The sequence below is a fragment of the Pantoea sp. SGAir0184 genome (assembly GCF_043544755.1).
The window spans coordinates 1-24042 of sequence record NZ_CP028050.1; the positions used below are offsets into that span (position 1 = coordinate 1).

The 24042-nt window shown below is 58.6% G+C and carries 23 protein-coding genes; 13 read left to right on the forward strand and 10 right to left on the reverse strand.

Going from position 1 to position 24042, the window contains the following annotated elements:
- From dnaA to gyrB, 4 genes are all read left to right on the forward strand, one after another.
- Positions 1-1404, forward strand: coding sequence for a chromosomal replication initiator protein DnaA (dnaA, locus tag C1N60_RS00005; protein WP_127833471.1), 1404 nt, complete (start codon positions 1-3; stop codon positions 1402-1404).
- 5 nt (positions 1405-1409) lie between these two features.
- A complete protein-coding gene (dnaN, locus tag C1N60_RS00010; protein ID WP_010617831.1) occupies positions 1410-2510 on the forward strand; it encodes a DNA polymerase III subunit beta in 1101 nt (366 codons plus the stop codon).
- A 179-nt stretch (positions 2511-2689) separates the two neighbouring features.
- Entirely contained in the window at positions 2690-3775 is a 1086-nt protein-coding gene (gene recF / locus C1N60_RS00015) for a DNA replication/repair protein RecF (protein ID WP_222951463.1), read from the forward strand.
- Positions 3776-3792: 17 nt separating this feature from the next.
- On the forward strand, positions 3793-6201 hold the full coding sequence (gene gyrB, locus C1N60_RS00020) for a DNA topoisomerase (ATP-hydrolyzing) subunit B (protein WP_058758200.1): 2409 nt from the start codon (positions 3793-3795) through the stop codon (positions 6199-6201).
- Between the two features lie 42 nt (positions 6202-6243).
- Here gyrB and C1N60_RS00025 read toward each other — a convergent pair whose 3' ends face one another.
- Both C1N60_RS00025 and C1N60_RS00030 read right to left on the reverse strand, forming a co-directional pair.
- Positions 6244-6549, reverse strand: coding sequence for a helix-turn-helix domain-containing protein (locus C1N60_RS00025; RefSeq protein WP_058758199.1), 306 nt, complete (start codon positions 6547-6549; stop codon positions 6244-6246).
- On the reverse strand, positions 6546-6899 hold the full coding sequence (locus tag C1N60_RS00030) for a type II toxin-antitoxin system RelE/ParE family toxin (RefSeq protein ID WP_058758198.1): 354 nt from the start codon (positions 6897-6899) through the stop codon (positions 6546-6548). The genes C1N60_RS00025 and C1N60_RS00030 overlap by 4 nt, the downstream gene beginning before the upstream one ends.
- A 206-nt stretch (positions 6900-7105) precedes the next feature.
- On the opposite strand from C1N60_RS00030, the gene yidA reads away from it, so the two are divergent.
- From yidA to C1N60_RS00065, 7 genes are all read left to right on the forward strand, one after another.
- Entirely contained in the window at positions 7106-7915 is an 810-nt protein-coding gene (yidA, locus tag C1N60_RS00035; RefSeq protein WP_394521239.1) for a sugar-phosphatase, read from the forward strand.
- A gap of 216 nt (positions 7916-8131) precedes the next feature.
- A complete protein-coding gene (locus C1N60_RS00040) occupies positions 8132-8830 on the forward strand; it encodes a FadR/GntR family transcriptional regulator (RefSeq protein ID WP_058770730.1) in 699 nt (232 codons plus the stop codon).
- Positions 8827-9705: a 2-dehydro-3-deoxygalactonokinase gene (locus tag C1N60_RS00045; RefSeq protein WP_394521240.1), complete on the forward strand. Its 879-nt coding sequence runs from the start codon at positions 8827-8829 to the stop codon at positions 9703-9705. Before C1N60_RS00040 ends, C1N60_RS00045 begins: the two co-directional genes overlap by 4 nt.
- Complete coding sequence (locus tag C1N60_RS00050) at positions 9689-10306, forward strand: 2-dehydro-3-deoxy-6-phosphogalactonate aldolase (RefSeq protein ID WP_136546220.1); 618 nt, start codon at positions 9689-9691, stop codon at positions 10304-10306. The genes C1N60_RS00045 and C1N60_RS00050 overlap by 17 nt, the downstream gene beginning before the upstream one ends.
- The gene (dgoD, locus tag C1N60_RS00055; protein ID WP_021506906.1) at positions 10303-11451 is read left to right on the forward strand and encodes a galactonate dehydratase; all 1149 of its coding nucleotides are present in this window, start codon (positions 10303-10305) and stop codon (positions 11449-11451) included. The genes C1N60_RS00050 and dgoD overlap by 4 nt, the downstream gene beginning before the upstream one ends.
- A 244-nt stretch (positions 11452-11695) precedes the next feature.
- On the forward strand, positions 11696-12988 hold the full coding sequence (locus tag C1N60_RS00060; RefSeq protein ID WP_278707452.1) for an MFS transporter: 1293 nt from the start codon (positions 11696-11698) through the stop codon (positions 12986-12988).
- 106 nt (positions 12989-13094) lie between these two features.
- Positions 13095-14357 carry a DUF3748 domain-containing protein gene (locus C1N60_RS00065; protein ID WP_278707454.1) on the forward strand — a complete coding sequence of 421 codons (1263 nt, stop codon included), beginning with the start codon at positions 13095-13097 and terminating at the stop codon, positions 14355-14357.
- On the opposite strand, the gene C1N60_RS00070 is transcribed toward C1N60_RS00065, so the two are convergent.
- Complete coding sequence (locus tag C1N60_RS00070; RefSeq protein ID WP_040679624.1) at positions 14335-14694, reverse strand: YceK/YidQ family lipoprotein; 360 nt, start codon at positions 14692-14694, stop codon at positions 14335-14337. The two genes, C1N60_RS00065 and C1N60_RS00070, sit on opposite strands and share 23 nt — an antisense overlap.
- 285 nt (positions 14695-14979) lie before the next feature.
- Here C1N60_RS00070 and ibpA point away from each other — a divergent pair, with 285 nt between their 5' ends.
- Positions 14980-15396 carry a small heat shock chaperone IbpA gene (gene ibpA / locus C1N60_RS00075; RefSeq protein WP_010617843.1) on the forward strand — a complete coding sequence of 139 codons (417 nt, stop codon included), beginning with the start codon at positions 14980-14982 and terminating at the stop codon, positions 15394-15396.
- Positions 15397-15454: 58 nt separating this feature from the next.
- Here the strand turns inward: ibpA and C1N60_RS00080 are convergent, their stop codons facing one another.
- The 6 genes from C1N60_RS00080 to C1N60_RS00105 are packed head-to-tail and all read right to left on the reverse strand — an operon-like array spanning position 15455 to position 21173.
- Positions 15455-16360, reverse strand: a complete 906-nt coding sequence (locus tag C1N60_RS00080; RefSeq protein WP_021506902.1) for an EamA family transporter — start codon at positions 16358-16360, stop codon at positions 15455-15457.
- Positions 16361-16381: 21 nt separating this feature from the next.
- Positions 16382-16882 carry a YbaK/EbsC family protein gene (locus C1N60_RS00085; protein WP_058775617.1) on the reverse strand — a complete coding sequence of 167 codons (501 nt, stop codon included), beginning with the start codon at positions 16880-16882 and terminating at the stop codon, positions 16382-16384.
- A 26-nt stretch (positions 16883-16908) separates the two neighbouring features.
- The gene (locus tag C1N60_RS00090) at positions 16909-17709 is read right to left on the reverse strand and encodes a 2OG-Fe(II)-dependent halogenase WelO5 family protein (protein WP_159377278.1); all 801 of its coding nucleotides are present in this window, start codon (positions 17707-17709) and stop codon (positions 16909-16911) included.
- Between the two features lie 4 nt (positions 17710-17713).
- Positions 17714-18424 (reverse strand): class II glutamine amidotransferase, encoded by a 711-nt coding sequence (locus tag C1N60_RS00095; RefSeq protein WP_394521241.1) that lies wholly within the window; start codon positions 18422-18424, stop codon positions 17714-17716.
- The gene (locus C1N60_RS00100) at positions 18412-19689 is read right to left on the reverse strand and encodes an ATP-grasp domain-containing protein (RefSeq protein WP_394521242.1); all 1278 of its coding nucleotides are present in this window, start codon (positions 19687-19689) and stop codon (positions 18412-18414) included. The genes C1N60_RS00095 and C1N60_RS00100 overlap by 13 nt, the downstream gene beginning before the upstream one ends.
- Before the next feature lie 17 nt (positions 19690-19706).
- Positions 19707-21173 (reverse strand): hypothetical protein, encoded by a 1467-nt coding sequence (locus C1N60_RS00105; protein ID WP_059010250.1) that lies wholly within the window; start codon positions 21171-21173, stop codon positions 19707-19709.
- Positions 21174-21344: 171 nt separating this feature from the next.
- Here C1N60_RS00105 and C1N60_RS00110 point away from each other — a divergent pair, with 171 nt between their 5' ends.
- Positions 21345-22790 carry an aminotransferase-like domain-containing protein gene (locus tag C1N60_RS00110; RefSeq protein ID WP_058775612.1) on the forward strand — a complete coding sequence of 482 codons (1446 nt, stop codon included), beginning with the start codon at positions 21345-21347 and terminating at the stop codon, positions 22788-22790.
- Here C1N60_RS00110 and C1N60_RS00115 read toward each other — a convergent pair.
- Complete coding sequence (locus C1N60_RS00115) at positions 22787-24034, reverse strand: valine--pyruvate transaminase (RefSeq protein WP_394521243.1); 1248 nt, start codon at positions 24032-24034, stop codon at positions 22787-22789. The genes C1N60_RS00110 and C1N60_RS00115 overlap by 4 nt on opposite strands.
- Between the last annotated feature and the right edge of the window lie 8 nt (positions 24035-24042).

Sequence of the window (24042 nt, forward strand, 5' to 3'; positions counted from 1 at the left end):
GTGTCACTTACGCTTTGGCAACAGTGTCTTGCCCGTTTGCAGGATGAGCTTCCTGCCACCGAATTCAGCATGTGGATTCGTCCGCTGCAGGCTGAATTGAACGACAATACGCTGGCCTTGTATGCACCAAATCGGTTTGTACTCGACTGGGTTCGGGATAAATATCTCAATAGTATCAATGGGCTGCTGAATGAATTCTGCGGTGCGAACGTGCCGCTGCTGCGTTTTGAGGTCGGTACGCGCCCGGCTGCGCCGGTGGCTGCTACGCAACCCGCCATGGCCAGCAGCGTCAGCGCGCCCGCACCGGCTGAGAATCGTCCGGCACCGGCACAGCCGCTGCGCCCGAGCTGGGATTCGGTTCCGGCACCGGCTGATGTGACCTACCGCTCGAACGTGAATAACCGCCACAACTTCGACAACTTCGTTGAGGGTAAATCCAACCAGCTGGCGCGCGCGGCGGCACGTCAGGTGGCGGATAATCCTGGCGGCGCTTATAACCCGCTGTTCCTGTATGGCGGCACTGGCCTCGGCAAAACGCACCTGCTGCACGCGGTGGGCAATGGCATCATCGCGCGCAAGCCGAATGCCAAAGTGGTTTATATGCACTCTGAACGCTTCGTGCAGGATATGGTGAAAGCGCTGCAGAACAACGCCATCGAGGAGTTTAAGCGCTACTACCGTTCGGTGGACGCGCTGCTGATCGATGATATTCAGTTCTTTGCCAATAAAGAGCGCTCGCAGGAAGAGTTTTTCCACACCTTCAACGCGCTGCTGGAAGGTAATCAGCAGATCATCCTGACCTCGGATCGTTACCCGAAAGAGATCAACGGGGTGGAAGATCGTCTGAAATCACGCTTTGGCTGGGGATTAACCGTGGCGATCGAGCCGCCTGAGCTGGAGACGCGTGTCGCGATCCTGATGAAAAAGGCGGACGAAAACGATATCCGTCTGCCGGGCGAAGTGGCCTTCTTTATTGCCAAGCGTCTGCGCTCTAACGTGCGTGAGCTGGAAGGGGCACTGAATCGCGTGATTGCCAATGCCAACTTTACCGGGCGTGCCATCACCATCGATTTTGTGCGCGAAGCGCTGCGCGACCTGCTGGCGCTGCAGGAAAAGCTGGTAACCATCGACAACATCCAGAAGACGGTGGCCGAGTACTACAAAATTAAAGTGGCGGATTTGCTGTCGAAGCGCCGTTCGCGCTCGGTGGCGCGTCCGCGTCAAATGGCGATGGCAATGGCCAAAGAGCTCACCAACCACAGCCTGCCGGAAATTGGCGATGCGTTTGGTGGCCGTGACCATACCACCGTGCTTCATGCCTGCCGTAAAATCGAGCAGCTGCGTGAAGAGAGCCACGACATCAAAGAAGATTTCTCTAACCTCATTCGAACATTATCTTCCTGACGCATATGAAATTTATTGTTGAACGTGAGCAGTTGCTGAAGCCGCTGCAACAGGTGAGTGGCCCGCTTGGCGGACGCCCGACGCTGCCGATCCTCGGAAATTTACTGCTGCAGGTGAATGAAGGCACGCTGCTGCTGACCGGTACCGATCTTGAGATGGAGATGGTGGCGCGCGTGGCGCTGACCCAGCCGCACGAACCGGGCGCGACGACTGTCCCGGCGCGTAAGTTTCTTGATATTTGCCGTGGTCTGCCTGAAGGCGCAGAGATCAGTCTGACGCTGGAAGGTGACCGCATGCTGGTGCGCTCCGGCCGCAGCCGCTTTTCGCTGTCGACGCTGCCAGCCAGCGACTTCCCGAATCTCGACGACTGGCAGAGCGAAGTGGAATTCACGTTGCCGCAGGCCACGCTCAAACGCCTGATTGAAGCCACGCAATTCTCCATGGCGCATCAGGATGTGCGTTACTATCTCAACGGCATGCTGTTCGAGACCGAAGGCGAAGAGCTGCGCACCGTTGCCACCGACGGCCATCGCCTGGCAGTCTGTTCGATGCCTGTCGGGCAGGCGCTGCCGAACCATTCGGTGATCGTACCGCGCAAAGGTGTGATTGAGCTGGTTCGTCTGCTGGACGGCGGTGAAACGCCGCTGCAGGTGCAGATTGGCAGCAGCAACATTCGTGCGCATGTTGGCGACTTCATCTTTACGTCGAAGCTGGTTGATGGCCGTTTCCCGGATTATCGCCGCGTGTTGCCGAAGAATCCTGACAAAGCGCTGGAAGCGGGCTGCGATCTGCTGAAACAGGCTTTTGCCCGCGCGGCGATCCTGTCGAACGAGAAGTTCCGCGGCGTTCGCATCTATATCACCGAAAATCAGCTGCGCATCACCGCCAATAACCCGGAGCAGGAAGAGGCGGAAGAGATGCTGGATGTGTCGTACAGCGGCACCGAGCTGGAGATTGGTTTTAACGTCAGCTATGTGCTGGATGTGCTGAACGCGCTGAAGTGCGAAAACGTGCGTCTGCTGCTGACGGATTCGGTTTCCAGCGTGCAGATTGAAGATGTAGCCAGTCCGGCTGCGGCCTACGTCGTGATGCCCATGCGCCTGTGATCGTCTGGCGGGCTAACTTACTCGCTATTTTGCACCCGGGCAGTGCTCGCCCCTGGTCACATACTTCAGTATGCTCCCAGGGTCTGTGCGCTGGCCGTGCGCAAACTAGCTTCGCCGTTAACGCCCTCGATTGCAGGGTTAGGTGAACACCACTTCTTAATGCGCAGCTGGATTCGTTCATGGCTTTAACCCGCCTCCTGATTAAAGATTTTCGTAATATCGAGCAGGCCGATCTCACGCTGGCGCCGGGCTTTAATTTTCTCGTGGGCGCCAACGGCAGCGGTAAAACCAGCGTGCTGGAGGCGATTTATACGCTGGGCCACGGCCGTGCATTCCGCAGTTTGCAGGCCGGACGCGTAATTCGTCACGATCAGGACGCGTTTGTATTGCACGGGCGGATTGAAGGCAGCGAGCGCGAGCTGGCGGTCGGCCTGAGTAAAAACCGCGCCGGCGACAGCAAAGTCCGCATCGACGGCAGCGACGGCCACAAAGTCGCCGAGCTGGCGCAGCTGCTGCCGATGCAGCTGATTACGCCAGAGGGGTTTACTTTGCTCAACGGCGGCCCCAAATACCGTAGAGCCTACATCGACTGGGGCTGCTTTCATGCTTATCCCGGTTTCTTTCTGGCCTGGAGCAATATGCGTCGCCTGCTGAAACAGCGCAACGCGGCGCTGCGCCAGGTCGCGCGCTACAGCCAGATCCGGCCATGGGATCAGGAGCTGGTGCCGCTGGCGGAACAGATCAGCGCCTGGCGCGCTGAATACAGCGCAGCCATTGCCAGCGAAATCACCGCCACCTGCAGCCAGTTTTTACCGGAGTTTGCGCTGAGCTTCTCCTTCCAGCGCGGCTGGGACAAAGAGAGCGACTTCGGCGAGCTGCTGGAGCGCAACTTCGAGCGCGATCGTGCGCTCACCTACACCGCCAGCGGTCCGCACAAAGCCGATTTTCGGATTCGTGCTGAAGGCACGCCAGTGGAAGATTTACTCTCACGCGGTCAGTTAAAGCTGCTGATGTGTGCGTTGCGGTTAGCGCAGGGCGAGTACCTGACGCGCAGCAGCGGACGTCGCTGTTTGTACCTGATTGATGACTTCGCCTCCGAGCTGGATGACACCCGTCGTCGCCTGCTGGCGGAACGCCTGAAAGCCACGCAGGCTCAGGTGTTTGTCAGCGCCATTGGTGTCGAGCATGTAATCGATATGAGTGACGAAAAGGGCAAGATGTTCCGCGTGGAACAGGGTAAAATAGCGGTTCAACCTGAAGATTAAATGAGCGAGAAACGTTGATGTCGAATTCTTATGACTCCTCAAGTATCAAAGTCCTGAAAGGGCTTGATGCGGTACGCAAACGCCCGGGTATGTACATCGGCGATACGGATGACGGCACCGGTCTGCATCACATGGTATTCGAGGTCGTGGATAACGCCATCGACGAAGCGCTCGCCGGCCACTGTAGTGATATCGTGGTCACCATCCATGCCGACAACTCTGTCTCCGTACAGGATGACGGCCGTGGTATTCCGACCGGTATCCACCCGGAAGAGGGCGTCTCTGCTGCCGAAGTGATCATGACCGTACTGCATGCCGGCGGTAAGTTTGATGACAACTCTTATAAAGTTTCCGGTGGTCTGCACGGCGTCGGCGTATCGGTGGTGAACGCCCTGTCGCAGAAGCTGGAACTGACCATTCGTCGCGACGGCAAAGTGCATCAGCAAACCTACGTGCACGGTGTGCCGCAGGCGCCACTGGCGGTGACCGGCGATACCGACGCTACCGGTACGCGCGTGCGTTTCTGGCCGAGCCACGATACGTTCACCAACGTCACCGATTTTGAATATGAAATCCTGGCGAAGCGTCTGCGCGAGCTGTCATTCCTTAACTCCGGCGTGTCGATTCGCCTGGAAGACAAGCGCGACGATAAAAACGACCATTACCACTACGAAGGTGGTATCAAAGCGTTCGTTGAATATCTCAACCGCAATAAGAACCCGATTCACCCGAATGTGTTCTACTTCTCCACCGAAAAAGACGGTATCGGCGTCGAAGTTGCGCTGCAGTGGAACGACGGTTTCCAGGAAAACATCTACTGCTTCACCAACAATATTCCGCAGCGCGACGGCGGAACGCACCTTGCCGGTTTCCGCGCGGCGATGACGCGTACGCTCAACGCCTACATGGATAAAGAAGGTTACAGCAAAAAAGCCAAAGTCAGCGCTACCGGTGACGACGCGCGTGAAGGGCTGGTGGCAGTGGTTTCGGTCAAGGTGCCGGATCCGAAATTCTCTTCTCAGACCAAAGACAAGCTGGTCTCTTCCGAGGTGAAATCGGCGGTGGAACAGCAGATGAACGAACTGCTGAGCGAATACCTGCTGGAAAATCCGTCTGACGCCAAAATCGTGGTCGGCAAAATTATCGATGCCGCGCGTGCGCGTGAAGCCGCACGTCGTGCACGTGAAATGACCCGCCGTAAAGGCGCGCTGGACCTGGCGGGCCTGCCGGGCAAGCTGGCGGACTGTCAGGAGCGCGATCCGGCGCTGTCTGAAATCTACCTGGTGGAGGGTGACTCTGCAGGCGGTTCCGCCAAGCAGGGACGTAACCGTAAGAATCAGGCGATTCTGCCGCTGAAAGGTAAAATCCTTAACGTGGAGAAAGCGCGTTTCGACAAAATGCTCTCTTCACAGGAAGTCGCCACGCTGATCACCGCACTGGGCTGCGGTATCGGCCGCGATGAGTACAACCCGGACAAGTTGCGCTATCACAGCATCATCATCATGACCGATGCGGACGTCGATGGTTCGCACATCCGTACGCTGCTGCTGACCTTCTTCTATCGCCAGATGCCGGAAATCATCGAGCGTGGCCACGTCTACATCGCGCAGCCACCGCTGTACAAGGTGAAGAAGGGCAAGCAGGAGCAGTACATTAAAGATGACGACGCGATGGATCAGTATCAGATTGCCATCGCGCTGGACGGCGCAACGCTGCACACCAACGCCAGCGCACCGGCGCTGGGCGGCGAGCCGCTGGAAAGCCTGGTAGCGGAATACAACAGCACCCAGAAGATGATCAAGCGTATGGAGCGCCGCTTCCCGTCTGCGCTGCTGCGCGCGCTGGTTTATCATCCAACCCTGAGCGATCTCAGCGATCAGACAGCAGTGACTGCATGGCTGGAGAGCCTGGTGGCTTACCTGAACGAGCGCGAAGCGCATGGCAGCAGCTATGTGGCACAGGTGCGGGAAAACCGCGAACAGCAGCGCTTTGAGCCGGTGCTGCGCGTGCGTACTCACGGTGTTGATACCGATTATCCGCTGGACAGCGAGTTCATTGACGGCGCGGAATACCGCAAAATCTGTGCACTCGGCGCGCATCTGCGTGGTTTGATTGAAGAGGATGCCTATATCGAGCGCGGCGAGCGCCGTCAGCCGGTTGCCAGCTTCGAGCAGGCAATTGACTGGCTGGTGAAAGAGTCGCGCCGCGGTCTGTCAGTGCAGCGCTATAAAGGTCTGGGCGAGATGAACCCGGATCAGCTGTGGGAAACCACCATGGATCCGGACAGCCGCCGCATGCTGCGCGTCACCATTAAAGACGCCATCGCCGCCGACCAGCTGTTCACCACGCTGATGGGCGATGCGGTTGAACCGCGCCGCGCCTTCATCGAAGAGAACGCGCTGAAAGCCGCCAACATCGATATCTGATATCGCAAAACCCTTCCCAAACGGGAAGGGTTTTTTGTTTTATTAAACGCGCAGAATTCTTCCACCCGAGCCGTCCGGCATTTCAATCAGCAGGCTTAGCTTGCCGCCCATCGCTTCAATGTAGCGCTTAATGGTGATCAGACGCTGATCGGCGCCGCCCTGCTCAATTTGCGTGATACGCGGCTGCTTAACGCCCATCGCTTCCGCAACGGTTCTCTGCGATAACGCTAACTCTTCCCGCAGCAGTTGCAGGCCGGTTTCGAGAATCAGCTCATCTGCCATCAGCTGAATGTCAGCTTGCTCAGCTTCAGTAAACTCACTCTCGATAAATTTTTGTAAGTCGTTCATGAATGATTTTCCTCTGCGTTATTGAGGTAAGCCGTGAACAATTGATCTGCAAGGCATATCATCCGCGCATAAAATTGTTTGTCTCCGGATTTATTGCCAGCACACAAAATGACCGCTTTGCGTTGCGTATCGAATGCGTATAGCGCCCGAATTGGCTGACCAGCGTACTGTATTCTCAGTTCTTTCATGTTGTGGAAGCGTGATCCGTTAACCGTATCGGCATAGGGCCGTGGCAGCAACGGGCCATAATGCTGCAGGTTTAACAGGGCCGCAGCGATGCGTTTTTTCAGTTTGTTGTCCTGTGCCCGCAACCATTCCCGGAAGGTGTCGGTAAAAATGATTTCCCACATAGCGCAATCTCCATATAAGTGATTGCTTATAGTAATTTATAAGCAATCACTTATATGATCAAGCGAGTCAGCAGAAGTAAAACACCAAATGCTCAAACCGGATAATGCTGCACAAAGCATGACAGGCGTTATCTGCCGATTAACTGGTCAATGTGAGCTGAATCGCGCTAGCATTAAAGCCAGACCCTGAATTAACCGAGGACGTTATGGCGATAAAACTGATTGCGATCGATATGGACGGCACGCTGCTGAATCCGCAGCACGAAATCACGGCGGGCGTCAAAGCGGCGATTGGCCGGGCGCGGGATAAAGGTGTGTCGATCGTGCTGGCCACCGGACGCCCGTTTGTTGGTGTGGAGCGCTACCTGATGGAGCTGGATCTGCGTCAGCCGGGGCAGTATTGCATCAGCAACAATGGCGCACTGGCGCACAGCGCGGACAGCGGTGAGGTGATGGCCGAGAAGACGCTTGGCTTTGATGACTATCTCTACCTGGAACAGCTGGCGCGCGACCTTGGGGTACATTTTCAGGCGTTCGACAAATCCTTCCTCTACACGCCAAATAAAGAGATCAGCGAATACACCATCCACGAAGCCAGCCTGACCGGCATTCCGGTACGCTATCGCGCCGTAGAAGAGATGGACCCGGCGACGCGCTTCCCGAAACTGATGATGATCGACAAACCGGAACTACTGGATAAAGCCATCGCCGCCTTACCGGCGCGCGCCCGCGACAGTTATACCATTCTGAAAAGTGCACCTTACTATCTCGAAATCCTTAATCCGCTGGTCAACAAAGGCTACGGCGTAAAAATGCTGGCGGAGAAACTCGGCCTGCAGCCGTCAGAAGTGATGGCGATTGGCGATCAGGAAAACGATCTGGCGATGATTGAATACGCCGGCACCGGCGTGGCGATGGGCAATGCGATTGATTCCGTGAAGCAGATTGCGCAGTTCGTGACCAAGACCAATATGGAAGATGGTGTCGCGCACGCCATAGAAGAGCTAGTGCTGTAACCCTCCTCTGATGCGGGCGGCGTTCTGCTGCCCGTCACTTCTCTGCTGAATTTTTTACTGTCAGTGTGCCGATGGGTTGTCTGTTTTGTGATCCATATTGTAGTACAAACAGTGTATATGGTACTACAATCGCCGCTACAGGATGCGTCAGGGATTGGGCTTTGCACTACGAAAGCAGTAATCTGATTTCTCAAGCCTTTCATGGAATCGAACACGATGACGCAGGAACCACTGAGTAAAACAGAGCGCATCATCCAGACGCTGGGTGAAGAGATTGTTGCGGGAAAATATGTGCCGGGCGCCGCGCTGCCGGCGGAGGCGGAGCTGTGCGAGCGATTTTCAACCTCGCGCAATATTATCCGCGAAGTGTATCGCTCCCTGATGGCTAAACGCCTGATGGAGATGAAGCGCTATCGCGGCGCGTTTGTCACTTCACGTAACCAGTGGAACTATCTCGACAGCGATGTACTGCAGTGGGCGCTGGCGCACGATCACGATCCGCGCCTGATTGCGGCCATGAACGAGGTGCGCGTGCTGGTGGAACCGCAGATTGCGCGCTGGTCGGCCGAGCGGGCAACGTCGACCGATCTGGCGGCGATTGAGCTGGCCTACAACGAGATGGTGGCCAACCACCTCAACCGTGATGCCTTTAACGACGCAGATATCCGCTATCACGAAGCGGTGATGGCCTCGGTGCATAACCCGGTGCTGCAGCAGCTCAATGTGGCGATCAGCCAGCTGCAAAAAGCGGTGTTTGCGCAAACCTACATGGCGGACTCCGGCAACATGCCGCGCACGTTAGCCGAACATAAAGCGCTGTTCGATGCCATTCGTCACCAGGATGGCGATGCGGCGGAACAGGCGGCGAAGGCGATGATTGCCAGCTCAACCGCCCGACTCAAGGAGATTTTGTGACGCGTTATATCGCCATTGACTGGGGCTCCACCAACCTGCGCGCCTGGTATTACCGCGCCGGTGAATGCGTCGATGAGCGCCGTTCGGAAGCGGGCGTGACGCGCCTCGGCGACCGCACGCCTGCTCAGGTGTTTGCCACCATTACCGACGGCTGGCCGGTGGCCGAAGTCCCGGTGATCATGGCCGGTATGGTGGGCAGCAACGCTGGCTGGCTGGCAGTGCCTTATCTCGCCTGTCCGGTGGCGCTCAATGCATTAAGCGATCGCCTGACCTGCGTGGAAGGAAAAGCGTGGATTGTGCCGGGACTGAGCGTCGAACGTGACGACAACTACAACGTAATGCGCGGTGAAGAAACCCAGCTGCTCGGCGCGGTCACGCTGCAGCCCGCGCCGCTGTATGTCATGCCGGGCACGCACGCCAAGTGGGTGCAGATGGAACAGGATCGCGTCATTGATTTTCGCACTGTGATGACCGGCGAGCTGCACCATTTATTGCTGAAGCAGTCGCTGATTGGTGCCGGTTTACCCGTGCAGGAAGCCAGTCCGGACGCGTTCCGGGACGGTTTGCAGATTGGCAGCCACGACCGCTCAATTCTGGCGCGCCTGTTTGAAGTGCGTGCCGCCCACGTGCTCGGCGCGCGCGATCGGCGCCATATCAGTGATTTTCTCTCTGGCCTGTTAATCGGCCATGAAGTGGCGCAGATGACGCAGCAGTTAACGCATAGCCGCCAGCCGATTGTCATTATCGCCGGCAGCGCGCTGGCACAGCGTTATCAGCAGGCGCTGGCCTTTATCGGAACAGATTCAGTCACGCTGGAGGGCGATCGCGCTTTCCAGCACGGAATAAGGAGTATTGCGCATGTCCTGGCCCACTAAACTTCCGCTGATCGCCATTCTGCGTGGCATCACGCCGGATGAAGCTGAAGCGCACGTCGCGGCGTTAATCGACGCCGGTTTCGATGCGATTGAAATTCCGCTCAACTCGCCAGAGTGGGCGAAAAGTATCGGCGCGATGGTGCAAACCTTCGGCGATAAAGCGCTGATCGGTGCCGGCACCGTGCTGCAGGCGACGCAGGTCGATCAGCTGGCGGCGCTCAACAGCAAGCTGGTGGTGACGCCCAATACCGATGCTGCGGTGATTCGCCAGGCCGTGGCGCACGGCATGCTGGTTGCCGCAGGTTGTGCCACCGCCAGCGAAGCCTTCACCGCGCTGCAGGCTGGGGCGCAGGCGCTGAAAATTTTTCCGTCGTCGGCGTTTGGTCCGGGCTACATCAAAGCGCTGAAAGCGGTGCTGCCGCCGGAGGTGCCGGTCTTTGCCGTGGGCGGCGTCACGCCGGAAAACCTGCATGAATTTATCGCCGCCGGTTGCGTCGGGGCTGGCCTGGGCAGCGATCTCTATCGCGCCGGTCAGCCGCTGTCGCGCACCGTGGAGAAGGCCCGCGCATTTATTGCTGCCTATAAGGACGCTGTACAATGAAAATTACGAAACTGACTACTTATCGCCTGCCGCCGCGCTGGATGTTCCTGAAAATCGAAACCGACGAAGGCATCATCGGCTGGGGCGAGCCGGTGATTGAAGGGCGCGCACGCAGCGTCGAAGCGGCGGTGCATGAGCTGTCGGAATATCTGATTGGGCAGGATCCGGCGCGGATTAATGATCTGTGGCAGGTGATGTATCGCGGCGGTTTTTACCGCGGCGGCCCGATTTTAATGAGCGCCATTGCCGGTATCGATCAGGCGCTGTGGGATATTAAAGGCAAAGCGCTGGGCGTGCCGGTGTATCAGTTGCTGGGCGGTCTGGTGCGTGACAGCATCAAAGCCTATAGCTGGGTAGGCGGCGATCGTCCGGCTGAAGTGATTGATGGCATTAAGAAATTACGTGGTATCGGCTTTGACACCTTCAAACTCAACGGCTGTGAAGAGATGGGCATCATCGACAATTCTCGTCAGGTCGATGCCGCTGTTAACACCGTCGCGCAGATCCGCGAAGCCTTTGGCAGTGACATTGAGTTTGGCCTCGATTTCCACGGTCGCGTCAGCGCGCCGATGGCCAAAGTGCTGATCAAAGAGCTGGAGCCGTATCGCCCGCTGTTTATTGAAGAACCGGTGCTGGCCGAGCAGGCAGAATACTATCCGCGCCTGGCGGCGCAGACGCACCTGCCGATTGCCGCAGGCGAACGCATGTTCTCCCGCTTCGAGTTCAAGCGCGTGCTGGAAGCCGGTGGGCTGGCGATTCTGCAGCCGGATCTGTCGCACGCCGGCGGCATCACCGAATGCTACAAAATCGCGGCGATGGCCGAGTCCTACGACGTGGCGCTGGCGCCGCACTGTCCGCTGGGGCCGATTGCGCTGGCTGCCTGTCTGCACGTGGATTTCGTGTCGCGTAACGCGGTGTTCCAGGAGCAGAGCATGGGCATTCACTATAATCAGGGCGCTGAACTGCTCGATTATGTGATAAATAAAGATGATTTTAAAATGGATGACGGCCATTTCTATCCGTTAAATAAACCCGGCCTCGGTGTGGAAATTAATGAAGAGCTGGTGATTGCGCGCAGTAAAAATGCGCCAGACTGGCGTAACCCATTATGGCGCTTTCCGGATGGATCGGTAGCCGAGTGGTAATAACCGTGGTATTGCGCCCGGTCGCTGCGTTTACCGATTTATAACAGCGCCGATTATCAGGCGATTAAACATCTGACTATTTAAACCATGTGCTGAATATATAAGGCACAGGGCAGCGCTCAACCTGTTTTCACCGCGCTGCCAGTTTACCGCTGCTGCGGCTTTTATCTTCGATAACCTTACCCTGCGTTGGCTGCGGCGTGTTTCGGCACGTCCGCCAGCTGACATCTGACGGAGAAACACCATGGATCTCTCTGCTGTTCAGGCGAAACCTACGCGTCGCCGTTATATTACGCTGCTGATGATTTTTATTACGGTAGTCATTTGTTATGTCGATCGCGCTAATTTAGCCGTGGCCTCGGCGCATATTCAGCAGGAATTCGGCATCAGCAAAGCAGAAATGGGGTATGTGTTTTCTGCTTTTGCCTGGTTATATACGCTGTGCCAGATTCCCGGCGGCTGGTTTCTCGATCGCGTAGGTTCACGCCTGACCTATTTTATCGCTATTCTCGGCTGGTCGGTGGCGACGTTATTGCAGGGATTCGCCAGCGGCTTATTATCGCTGATAGGTCTGCGCGCCATTACCGGTATTTTTGAAGCGCCGGCTTTCCCGACCAATAATCGCCTGGTTACCAGCTGGTTCCCGGAACAGGAGCGCGCTTCGGCCGTCGGTTTTTACACCTCCGGTCAGTTTGTCGGCCTGGCGTTTCTCACGCCGCTGCTGATCTGGATTCAGGAACTGCTGAGCTGGCACTGGGTGTTTATCATCACCGGCGGCATTGGCATTGTCTGGTCGCTGGTGTGGATGAGGGTTTACCAGGCGCCGAGCCAGAGCAAAGGCATCAATCAGGCCGAGCTGGATTACATTCGTGCCGGTGGCGCGATGGTCGATGGCGATGCACCCGGCGAGAAAAAAGCACGCGTTAAACTCACTGCGGCCGACTGGAAACTGGTGTTTCATCGCAAGCTGTGCGGCGTGTATCTCGGCCAGTTTGCAGTGACCTCAACGCTGTGGTTTTTCCTCACCTGGTTCCCGAACTACCTGACGCAGGAGAAACATATCGCCGCGCTGACGGCCGGCTTTATGACTACCGTGCCGTTTCTCGCCGCCTTTGTTGGCGTGATCCTCTCCGGGATGGTGGCCGATCGTCTGGTGCGCAGCGGTCGCTCGCTTGGTTTTGCCCGCAAGACGCCGATCATCTGCGGCCTGCTGATCTCCACCTGCATTATGGGCGCAAACTACACCAACGATCCGCTGTGGATTATGGTGCTGATGGCGCTGGCCTTCTTCGGCAACGGGTTTGCGTCCATCACCTGGTCACTGGTCTCGTCACTGGCGCCGGTACGCCTGATTGGCCTGACCGGCGGCATGTTTAACTTTATCGGCGGCCTCGGTGGCATCACGGTACCGCTGGTGGTGGGGTATCTGGCGCAGGATTACGGCTTTGCGCCCGCGCTGGTGTACATCTCCGTCGTTGCGCTGATTGGCGCGCTCTCTTACATCCTGCTGGTGGGGGATGTGCAGCGCGTGGGCTAAGCTTCCGGGTGCGCATGCCTGCGCACCCGCATTAGCTGCTCAGCTTTTGCTTAACTGAACGGCATCACGTAATTTGTCCGGCAACGGTTACATCTGAGGTTGCCCCATGTCAGAAAAACAACTCACCTTTACTCAGCGCCATCATCAGCTGACCAATATCAACGTCTGGACCGCCGACAGCCAGTGGCTGGCATTTGATGTGCGGCCGTCCGGCGCCTCGTTTACCAGCCTGACCATTGAGCGCGTCAACGTGCACAGCGGCGCGGTCGAGGTGCTGTATCAGGCGCGCGATGGCGCGCACGTCGGCGTGGTAACCGTGAGTCCGGATCTGCCGCCGCGCTATGTCTGTATTCATGGGCCAGAGCATCCCGATGCGCACTGGCACTATGACTTTCATCACCGGCGCGGCGTGATTGTTCAGCAGGGCATCGCAGAGAACCTCGACGCCTGCGATATCACCGCGCCCTACACGCCGGGTGCGCTGCGTGGTGGCTCGCACGTGCATGTGTTCAGTCCGGATGGCTCGCGGCTGAGCTTTACCTATAACGATCACGTAATGCATGAGCGCGATGTGCGTGACGACCTGCGCAACGTCGGCGTGGCGGTGCCGCTGCATCCGGTGTGTCCGCCAAAACAGCATCCGCGCGAATATGACGGCAGCCACTACTGCGTGCTGGTGAGCCACACCCGGCGCGATCCACAACCGGGCAGCGATCAGATTGACCGCGCTTATGAAGAGTGCTGGATTGGCGCGCGCGGCTATCAGAAAGCGGACGGCAGCTGGCAGCGCTGGGCCATCGCCTTTATCGGCGATACGCGCAATGCCAGTGGTGAAAAAGTGCCGGAAGTGTTTGTGGTCGATCTGCCTGAGGCGCTGGCGGACTATGCCAGAGCCAGCAATGCGCCGCTGCAGGGCACGACAGAGCAGCTGCCGGCACCGCCGGCTGGCGTGCAGCAGCGGCGCATCACGTACAGTAAAGGGCTGGCGCTGCAGCCGCGCCACTGGTTGCGCGCTGCGCCGGATGGCAGCGCGATCGCCTTTTTGCAGGCTGACGAGCAGGGCATTGTGCAGCTGTGGACGGTCTCACCCAACGGTGGCGCGGCGCGTCAGATCACCTCACTGCGCAGCAGCATTCAGTCTGCTTTCAGCTGGCAGCCGGACGGCGCAGCCATCGCCTTTATCTGTGATAACAGCGTGATGCGTTGTGAGATCGCCAGCGGACAGTGTACGCGCCTTACCGCACGCAGCGCGCAACCGCCGGGCGGCGACGCGGTGGTGTGGTCGCCGGACGGGAAGCAGATCGCCTACATGCGCGAGGTTGACGGCTGGCGACAGCTGTTCTGCGTCAGTGCGATTCCGCCGGCATAGCCGCCGCGGTGGCCAGGCTGGCCTGGGTGCCAGCCATCTTCTCGCTCTGCAGCACGCGTTCGCGCGGCGAATCTTTGGTTTTATCGTCGTCGGCGCGGAAGTAATCCCACGGCAGCAGCAGCGTATCCATCACCGCCGAGAAGGGCAGATCGATCAGCGCCAGCGGTTTAATCGCCCAGCTGGTATTGTCATCGGTCAGCATCTCTGCGCTGGCGCGCGTGCCGGGGTAGTAACCCTGGCTGGCACCGGTATGCGACATCACGCTGGAGCAGCCTGATGTGGCACAGGCGCAGCAGACCAGCAGGCCGGTGAGCGGAAAGCGTTTCATCATTTTCATCATCATCATCCCTACAGTCATGGCATGGCCCTGGCTGGAGTGTGTCACCTGACATCCGCATAACTCTGTGGTTATGTCCTTCCCGTCAGGCGAAGCGTCCCCTGAGTGTATGCCATATCGTCAGAATTGCTGCAAAAAAAAGCGCATTGACCCTTGAAAGCGACCTGAGCGCACCCATCTTTAAGCTACGGTCACGACGCGGTCGCCGACAGGGACACCGACGGGCCGGACAACCTGTCCATGGTGGAAGGTTGCCAAAACTTGCTGATTATCAGGAGTCTTATTATGCGTAACTTTGATCTCTCTCCGCTTTATCGTTCTGCTATTGGTTTCGATCGTCTGTTTAACCTGCTTGAGTCCAACCAAAACCAGGCTAACGGCGGCTACCCTCCGTACAACGTCGAGCTGGTAGACGAAAACCACTATCGCATCACCATTGCCGTCGCCGGCTTTGCGCAGAGCGAACTGGATATCACCGCCCATGACAACATGCTGGTGGTACGCGGCGCCCACCCTGAAGAGCAGCAGGAACGTAAATACCTGTACCAGGGCATCGCAGAACGTAACTTCGAACGCAAATTCCAGCTGGCCGATCACATCGTGGTGCGCGATGCGCGTCTCGAACTGGGCCTGCTGAGTATCGATCTGGAACGCATCGTCCCGGAAGAGGCGAAACCACGCCGGATTGAAATCCTGAAATAAGGCTAACGAAGTAAAGAAAAACGCCGCTGCAACGCGGCGTTTTTTTATGGCTGCATCATCAGGTACGTACCAGCAGGCGCTGGCTCACCATACCGCCAAACACATTCACCAGCAGCCCGAGAATGATCACCGACGCGCCGAGAATCTCCTGCGCCGACAGAGTTTCACCGAGGATCAGCGCGGCGCTGAGAATGCCGACCACCGGCACCAGCAGCGACAGCGGCGCCACGCGCCAGGTTTCGTAGCGGCTGAGCAGATTGCCCCAGATGGCGTAGCCAATGATGGTGGCGAAAAACGCCAGATAGAGCAGCGCCAGCACCGTCTGCAGCGAAATATCCAGCAGGCTGGTGACAATGGCGGATTCGCCCTCGAACCACCACGAACAGGCAAAGAACGGCGCAATTGGTACCAGCGCGCTCCACACCACCAGCGACATCACCGGCACCTTGCGGTTGCGCAGGATAATCTTGTTAGTGATATTGCCCAGCCCCCACGACAGCGCCGCCGCCAGCGTCAGCATCATGGTGGTCAGCGTGATGCCCGCGGTTGTCTGGCCCTCCATACCGGCGGTTGCCAGCATAAACATGCCGAGCGTGGCGACCAGAATGCCGGCGATGTGGTTCCAGCGCAGCTTCTCGGCCAGCAGCAGCGCGCCGAGCAGCAGGGTGAAAAATGCCTGCGCCTGCAGCACCAGCGAAGCCAGCCCGGCTGGCATGCCGAGCTTGATGGCGAGGAACAGAAACGCGAACTGACCAAAGCTGATGGTCATGCCATACACCACCAGCCAGCGCAGCGGAATTGCCGGACGACGCACGAAAAAGATCGCCGGAAACGCCACCAGCGTAAACCGCAGTCCCGCCAGCAAAAAGGGCGGCATGCCCTGCAAACCCAGCTTAATCACCACAAAATTTACGCCCCACGCCACCACGACGCACAGGGCTAACAACATATCTTTCACGGACATACGCATTCCTCAGCGCGGCAATCAGGCGGTTGCCGTCACCGGTGTGGCGATCTCTGCACCGCAGTCGTCGCCGATCAGTCGAAAATAATCATCCACATCCAAAGCTACCGAGCGGTCCAGCGCACCGGCGTTAAACCACAGCGTCCCGACATCACGCAGTCGCGCATCCACGCGCAGCGCCAGTCGGTCATCAAAACTAAACGGCGGCACCGCGCCCATCACACACTGCGTCAGCGCTTGTGCCTGCTCAGGGGTGGCAAACGTCGACTTCTTACCGCCAATGGCACGCGCGGCGTGCTTGAAGTTGATTTTGCAGTCGCCAGGTACGATCGCCAGCAGATAGCGCGGCGCGGCGCCGTCCGGCATGGTGACTTCCAGCACCATGGCTTTGGCCGCCTGCTGGAGATCGTTTCCGCGGATGGCGCTAATCACCTCGGTCTGGCCGATGGCCTCATGCTCCACCACGCGGTAGCGGGCCTGCTGCGCATCCAGCAGCGCAATCACTTTGTCATAGGTTGTCATACTGTCTTCCTCGTCTAAGGCCGGGATTAACTCCAGGCAATGGCGTGCTTCATTTTTTTGTCGGTCAGGCCAAAGAAAAAGCCCATGGTGATGCGCGTGTCGCCTTCAACGCGATCGATTTCATGATAAAACGCGGGATTAAACAGATAGATATCGCCACTGCGCGGCGCGAACTCGCAGGTCTCGCTGCCGGCGATGACGCCGCTCTGGTAGCCCAGCTCGCCGGGCGTTTTAAAGCGCTCGTCTTCCGGCTGCCATTTCTTATTGAAGATGCGCAGCGCGCCGCCAGCGTTGCACTCCTGCAGGCACACGACGCAGCTCAGCTGATGCAGAATGTGCGTCACCGCCAGACCGCTGCCAGCGGCATCGCGCACGATGTTGTCGTTATGCAGCGGATTAGCGACCCCGTCAGCGTGGAAACGCACAATCGAGCCGGCGTAATCACCCAGTGCCGGTTCGGTGGCGGTTTGCAGACTCTCAAGGCGCAGCGCATGCTGCACCCAGTGGTAAATCTGCGCGCGCAGGGCGTGCAGCGAGGCCGGCAGCGCCGGCTGGATGTCGCGCAGTTCGGTGAAATAGTTTTCCGGCGCGGCGGTGTGCTTCGCCAGATACGGGCCGAGCGTGGTCAGCGCGCCATTTGGATAGTGAGAAACCCGTACCTGCTCGCGGCACTGCTGGAGATCAGCCACCACCGCGTTGCGCACCTCTGGCGTGAGGAAATTGCGCAGTACCAGCAGCGGCACGCGCGCGGTGACGATGTCATCCAGCCAGGTGCTTTCGACGAACATGTTGGGGTTAATGACGCGAATCTGATTGAAAATGGCCATGGGTTCACTCTCCAAAAGGAATTTCATGAAGTTCATGGTTGCTCATACGGTGCCATGCTGACGCCGTGCCCAGTGTTGAAACAGGTTCAGAGGAGATAAAGGTGCTGTTGTTCTGCTGACAACGATGCAGGGTGAAATAGTCGGGGTATGGTGTGTCATCAGGATGCCATTGCCACGCCCAGGCCTTCTCGCGGGTGACGAAAATGGCGTTTGCCGCGCTGCCACCCGGCGCCACCCGGGCCATTTTTTCGCGCAGATAGTCGCGGGTGAAATCGGCGGGCGTCACGCGGTCGACGATATATTCCAGATATTCAGCGGAATCAAAGCGCGACTGCGCCATGCCGAGCTGCGCATAGACGGTCGGCAAAAAGCCGTTGTGCATCATGTACCACTGGATGGTGCCGCTGGTGCGCCGCAGCGGATGGGAGAACGCAATGCCCTGGTTTTTGCTGAGCGTGGCGTGACGCACGTGCACCGCCAGAAAGCGGCTGTGCTGCATGCGCGTGACGTCAATGCCAGGCAGTGCTTCGGCAAAGGTGCCGCTGCCATGCAGCGTACGGATCTGACCGTGCTCCAGCCACAGACAGCCCCAGCCGTTGGGATGTTGTTTAATCGGGCCATCGTGCGCGGCGGTTTCACCGCAACTCATGGCGCGTGCGGCGTCCAGTACCGCAGCGGCGTCAAACTGGCCGTGTGCCAGAATCATTCTGCACATAGTAAATCTCTCCGTGAGGTCAAAGCGGGAACAGCAAGAAGGGCGTGAAACACCGCCAGAATTTCGTCGCGGCTGGCGGCAGGCAGACGCAGCGTGGCGAGAATCCCGGCGTGGCGCGTCAGATCGGCGTACAGCGATGAGCGCGGCGAGACCTCCAGCGCCGGTAAGTTGAGCGGCGGTAACAGCTGGCCGCGCTGGTGGTCGGCAATCCAGCGCCCGGCGGCGTCATACTGCAGCCGCTGGCGCAACCGCAGCCGGCCGACGGCCTGTGACGGTGAAGCGAAGTGCAGTTCAGGCAGGCCGCGTCCGGCTTCAACCTGAAAGGCCACCTCGGCCCAGTTGATGCCGGTGACCTCTTCCACCAGGTTCACCACGCCCATGCCGGACAGGCGAAAGCCCATTTCGAGAAAGTGCGGTTCGCCGTTCACCATAATGAAATCAATGTGGAAAGCGCCGCGCCGGTAGCCGAAGGTTTCACAGCAGAAGCTCATCAGGCTGGTGAAGGCGGCGGGCAGCTGCTGCGCCGCCATCGCCACATGGCCGGATTCGTAAAAGCTGATACAGCCGTCGGCCTCGGTATGCTGCTCAATCACCTTCTGGCAGCAGGTCAGCGCTACCGCGTGTCCATTCTCCACCACGCCCTGCAGCGAATATTCGTCGCCGGCCAGCCAGCTTTCGACGATAAAGCCGGTAAAGCCGCGTCCGCCATAGTTCATGGTGTCGAGCAGCCGGGCAATCACCGCATCCAGCTGGCTGGCCTCTTCCACCAGCCAGATGCCCAGTCCGCCGCCGCCGTCGACCGGTTTGATCACGCAGGGATAAAGCAGCGCATCCCGCGCATCGCCAATGCTGAGCGGTGAGGCAAAGAAGCGAAACTCCGGCTGCGGAAAACGCGGCCAGGCTTTGCGCAGCGCCATGCGCTGTGCATATTTATCCGGCGGGATAAAGCCCGGACCGGCATCCGGGCCGGCCAGCAGTTCACGCACCCGACCAGCGCTGGCGTTGTAAGCCTCAAAACCGGCCAGCACCACCTGTGGATGCTCCAGCAGACCGGCGTGCAGACAGGCATTGAGGACATCCCACGGGTTTTCCGGGCGATCGAGACGCACAATCAGATCGAACGGCAGGGCGATGCTGAGCGATTGATAGTCGACAAAATCCCCCATTTCGGCCAGTACAGTAAAATAGCCTTCGCGTTTTGCCACCGCGCAGTAGGGATTTTGCCCGTCGCGCGTGGCACCAATCTGCAGAAAAATCTTTCTCATCGCGTCGCCTTACCGGGTTAACGCCCGGAAATCACTTCAGTAACGATGTCCTGTAACGCACCGTTGTTAACCTGAATCACCGCTTTGTGCGGGTCGAAACGCAACACGCGCGACAGCGCATCGCCGCGTGCGCCGTCCAGCAGCGAACTCACCGCCGCGCTGCGCCAGCAGTGCCGCATCTGCGCCACGCTGAGGCCCGACAGCTGCGTGAGCTGCTGCGCCAGCGCCACATCCTCGCTCTCTCCGCTCAGCAAGGCGCGCACCGCGGCTTCCTCCGGCGCGGCCGGCAGCTGCAGCAGCCAGGCTTTCAGCTGCTGGCCGGCGGCGATAAACGGTGAATAGATCATGCATACCAGCTGGGTTTCACTGAGGCCGAAAGCGTCGAGTGCGAACTGCGCGGCGCGCTGGCGTGCGCGGGCAATCGCGGCATCATCCTGATAGCGCGCGGCCATCTCATCGATCAGCTGCGGCGGAAAGTCCTTCTGCACCATCAGGCCGAGCGCAAAGCGCACATATTCGCGAATGCCTTCGGCGTAGCTGCGCTGCAACAGCGTCTCCGCACGCAGACCGCGAATATGTGCCATTAACGTCGGGTTGCCGCAGTCCGATTCGGAGAAGCTGAACATCAGCTCATCGAAGCGGAAATGCATGAATTCGGTCAGCAGCGCCCAGTGCGCGCCAGCCTCATAAGCGGTGTCCTGATAGATGTTGAAGAACAGCGGGTCGCGCGCCAGCTGCCAGGTAATGCGATGTGCCGGCGTGACCTGGTCAGCGCCGTAAATGTCGGCGAAGTAGCGCGCCGCCACGCCGTCCAGCGTGTGGAGAAAGCCGCTGAAGCCGCGCGATTTATCGGCCATTGGCGCATCAAACAGTTTTGACAGGTGGCGCGCCCACGCAAGGTAAGCGGTCTGTTCCTGCGGCGAATCGCCGGTGATGATCACATCGACGCCGCCATCGTAGTGCGCCGCCAGGCCAAACGAATTCACCATGCTCAGGTTGCAGGCGTTGCAGAAGGTGGAGCGCGCGTCGGCACGGAAGCGGTGACCATTCATCAGCACATCGTCGCGGTTCTGCTGACGCACGCTCTGCGGCATTGGCAAATGGCGATCGAAGGGACGAATCTGCAGCCCGTCGGTCACCAGGCACTCGGTGAACGCGTCATCGTGGATACGCAGCGCGCGATAGACGCGGTCGATGTTTTCCATCACGCTGTCGTTCATGGCGGCATGGCGGTTAGTGCTGATGCGCAGCTGAAACGTGCTGTTGCGCTGTTGCCAGATTAACCCCTGAATGTAACGTACGTAGGCCACCATATAGCTGCTGTCTTTGCCGCCGCCATAGGCCAGCAGTACGCGGTTACGTTCGGGATGGTCGGGATCGGGCAGGGCGGCGAGCAGTCGCTGAGCACAGTGCTGGGCGGAATCGAGAATCGCGGGCGTCAGGTATTCTTCAATTTCACTCATCATCGCGGACAGATTATTCATTTTTCACTTCATCCTTTGGCTAATAAAATCGCCGCTGCCGTGCGGGCGACAACGGGCTGGAAAACGGGCCACGAAGGTGCTGCGTGAAGCTGAATTAACAGATGCAGCCTAAAGTACTTTGAATGTAATCTGATGAATACGCACAGATCAGCACGATATGGGGTGGAACAGATGGCGGGTGAAACGCAGGAACAGGAGAGTCAGAGCAGTCGTTACCGTCAGATCGCTGAGCAGATAAAACAGGCCATTCATAGCGGATCGCTGCCGCCCGACAGCCGTTTGCCGTCGGTGCGCACGCTGGCGACGCAGTATCGCGTCAGCATGACCACTGCCCTGAAAACATTACGCACGCTGGAGGATGAGCACTACGCGGTGGCGCGGCCGAAGTCTGGCTTTTTTGTCGCACCGCGTCCCACAGAGAAAAAAGTGCCGGCGGTATTCAGCGAGCAGCCGCGCGAAGTGGCGCCGCTGGATGAGCAAACTGAACTGCACCTGGCGATGCTGGGATCGGACTGCCGCGTGCGGCTCGATCTGGCCAACGGCGACATCTCGCTCTATCCGGTGAAAAAAATTGGCCTGCTGATGCGGCAGATGGGTTACAGCAAACCGGCGCTGCTCGGTAATACGGTGAAAGGCACCGGCTATGCGCCGCTGAAGGCGGAAATTGCCCGGCGCGCGGTGGATTATGGCTGCAATATCAGCGCCGATGACATCCTGGTCACTAACGGCTGCATTGAGGCGATTTCGCTGGCGCTGCGCGCCACCACGCGGCCGGGCGATATCGTGGCGGTGGAGTCGCCGTGCTACTTCGTGCTGCTACAGATGCTGCACAACCTCAACCTGCGCGTCATTGAAGTGGAAGCCGGGCCGGAGGGTTACGTTAATGTCGCGAAACTCACCGGGCTGTTCCGGCGTAAAGCGGTGCAGGCCTATCTCACCATCAACAATATCAATAATCCGCTGGGCAAAAGCATTCCCAACGAGCACAAGGCGTATATCGCGCGCCAGGCCGATGAGAATGATGTGGTGATCATTGAGGACGATATCTTTGGCGATACGGCTTTCGGCGAGCGCCGACCGTTTCCGATGCGCGCCTTCAGCCCCAATGCCATCCTGTGCAGCGGCTTCTCCAAAACTGTGGCGCCCGGCATCCGTATTGGCTGGGTGCACAGCACCAAGTACATGCGCAAAATCGCCTCGCTGAAGTACACCACCAGCATGGGCACGTCGGTGCTGTCGCAGGCGGCGATTGCCGAACTGCTGCGCAGCGGCGGTTACGATGCGCACCTGCGCAAGCTGCGGCGCGAGCTGAAAAATCAGATCCACCACATGCGCCAGGCGGTGCTGCGCTACTTCCCGGCGGGCACGCGTGTGTCGGATCCAGAGGGCGGTTACGTGCTGTGGGTGGAGATGCCGCAACAGGCGCTGAACGTACGCGCGCTGTTTCTCAAGGCGCGCAACGCGGGCATCGGCATCGCGCCTGGACACATCTTCGCCACCGATCACCGCTACGATCACTGCTTCCGGCTCAACGCCGGTTTTGGCTGGAACGCCGAAGTCGAACAGGCGATTCAGCAGCTGGCGCAGTGGTGCCAGCTGTCGTTAAGCGCGGATTAAGCGTTCCAGACGTTATCCAGCTCTTCCGCCAGAATCTGTACCGCACGCTCAATCTTGTCGCTGTCCGGTACGTAATTCATGCGCATGCACTGATGGGTGTGCAGCCAGGCCTGTTCCAGCCCCGGGAAGAAGAAGTGGCCCGGCACCATTAGCACGCCGCGCGCTTTCAGGCGCTGATACAGCGCTTCGGTGCTGATCGGCAGGTCGCGGAACCACAGCCACAGGAAGATAGCGCCTTCCGGTTTGTGGATCAGGCAGCGATCTTCGCTGATATAGCGGCGAATAATCGCGATAGTTTCGCTAACCTTGGCCTGATAGAACGGTTTAATCACTTCCTGCGACAGGCGCAGCAGATCGCCGCGCACAATCATCTCGGTGGCGATTGCCGGACCGATGCTGCCTGGCGCCAGGCTGATAATACCGTTCATGTTGCCAATCGCGCCGATCGTGCTCTCATCGGCAACGATAATGCCGCAGCGCGCACCTGGCAGGCCCAGCTTCGACAGGCTCATGCACAGAATGGTGTTGGGGTTCCACAGCGGACGTGCTTCGCTAAAGATGATGCCGGGGAACGGCACGCCATAGGCGTTATCGATCAGCAGCGGGACGCCGTGTTGCTGTGCCAGCGCGTCCAGCTGCAGCAGTTCGTGGTCGGTGATCACGTTGCCGGTTGGGTTGGTCGGACGCGACACGCAAATCAGGCCTGTCTCCTCATTCAGCGGCAGATGGTCGAAATCGACGTGATATTTAAACTGGCCTTCCGGCAGCAGCTCAATGTTCGGTTTGGCGGAGATGAACAGATCCTCCTCCAGCCCGGCATCGGCATAACCGAGGTATTCCGGCGCCAGCGGGAACAGCACGCGCTTTTTGCTGCCGTCGGCGCGGCGGCCGGCAAACAGGTTAAACAGGTAGAAAAACGCGCTCTGGCTGCCGTTGGTGAGCGCGATATTTTGTGGCGTTACCGGCCAGCCGAGTTCCTCGCGCAGCAGTGTGGCCAGCGCCTCCAGCAGCAGCGCTTTGCCGCGCGGGCCGTCGTAGTTGCACAGCGCTTCGTTCAGCTTGCCGTCCTGATGCATCTGCAGCAGCAGCTGACTGAAATAATCATTGATGGCCGGAATCTGTGCCGGATTACCGCCGCCCAGCATAATCGTACCAGGCGTACGCAGCCCTTCGCCCATATCTTCCATCAGACGAGAGATGCCGGAATGTTGCGTAAATTTGTCGCCGAACTGAGAAAAAGCCATAGGAGGTA

Excerpts from the sequence above, each read along its gene's own strand:
- C1N60_RS00095 (WP_394521241.1), bottom strand. The coding sequence starts at position 18,424 with ATGTGCAGAATGATTCTGGCACACGGCCAGTTTGACGCCGCTGCGGTA.
- gyrB (WP_058758200.1), top strand. The coding sequence starts at position 3,793 with ATGTCGAATTCTTATGACTCCTCAAGTATCAAAGTCCTGAAAGGGCTT.
- C1N60_RS00110 (WP_058775612.1), top strand. The coding sequence starts at position 21,345 with ATGGCGGGTGAAACGCAGGAACAGGAGAGTCAGAGCAGTCGTTACCGT.
- yidA (WP_394521239.1), top strand. The coding sequence starts at position 7,106 with ATGGCGATAAAACTGATTGCGATCGATATGGACGGCACGCTGCTGAAT.
- C1N60_RS00090 (WP_159377278.1), bottom strand. The coding sequence starts at position 17,709 with ATGGCCATTTTCAATCAGATTCGCGTCATTAACCCCAACATGTTCGTC.
- C1N60_RS00040 (WP_058770730.1), top strand. The coding sequence starts at position 8,132 with ATGACGCAGGAACCACTGAGTAAAACAGAGCGCATCATCCAGACGCTG.
- C1N60_RS00080 (WP_021506902.1), bottom strand. The coding sequence starts at position 16,360 with ATGTCCGTGAAAGATATGTTGTTAGCCCTGTGCGTCGTGGTGGCGTGG.
- C1N60_RS00115 (WP_394521243.1), bottom strand. The coding sequence starts at position 24,034 with ATGGCTTTTTCTCAGTTCGGCGACAAATTTACGCAACATTCCGGCATC.
- C1N60_RS00060 (WP_278707452.1), top strand. The coding sequence starts at position 11,696 with ATGGATCTCTCTGCTGTTCAGGCGAAACCTACGCGTCGCCGTTATATT.
- C1N60_RS00105 (WP_059010250.1), bottom strand. The coding sequence starts at position 21,173 with ATGAATAATCTGTCCGCGATGATGAGTGAAATTGAAGAATACCTGACG.
- C1N60_RS00050 (WP_136546220.1), top strand. The coding sequence starts at position 9,689 with ATGTCCTGGCCCACTAAACTTCCGCTGATCGCCATTCTGCGTGGCATC.
- recF (WP_222951463.1), top strand. The coding sequence starts at position 2,690 with ATGGCTTTAACCCGCCTCCTGATTAAAGATTTTCGTAATATCGAGCAG.
- dnaN (WP_010617831.1), top strand. The coding sequence starts at position 1,410 with ATGAAATTTATTGTTGAACGTGAGCAGTTGCTGAAGCCGCTGCAACAG.
- C1N60_RS00100 (WP_394521242.1), bottom strand. The coding sequence starts at position 19,689 with ATGAGAAAGATTTTTCTGCAGATTGGTGCCACGCGCGACGGGCAAAAT.
- C1N60_RS00025 (WP_058758199.1), bottom strand. The coding sequence starts at position 6,549 with ATGAACGACTTACAAAAATTTATCGAGAGTGAGTTTACTGAAGCTGAG.
- C1N60_RS00030 (WP_058758198.1), bottom strand. The coding sequence starts at position 6,899 with ATGTGGGAAATCATTTTTACCGACACCTTCCGGGAATGGTTGCGGGCA.
- dgoD (WP_021506906.1), top strand. The coding sequence starts at position 10,303 with ATGAAAATTACGAAACTGACTACTTATCGCCTGCCGCCGCGCTGGATG.
- ibpA (WP_010617843.1), top strand. The coding sequence starts at position 14,980 with ATGCGTAACTTTGATCTCTCTCCGCTTTATCGTTCTGCTATTGGTTTC.
- C1N60_RS00065 (WP_278707454.1), top strand. The coding sequence starts at position 13,095 with ATGTCAGAAAAACAACTCACCTTTACTCAGCGCCATCATCAGCTGACC.
- C1N60_RS00070 (WP_040679624.1), bottom strand. The coding sequence starts at position 14,694 with ATGAAAATGATGAAACGCTTTCCGCTCACCGGCCTGCTGGTCTGCTGC.
- C1N60_RS00085 (WP_058775617.1), bottom strand. The coding sequence starts at position 16,882 with ATGACAACCTATGACAAAGTGATTGCGCTGCTGGATGCGCAGCAGGCC.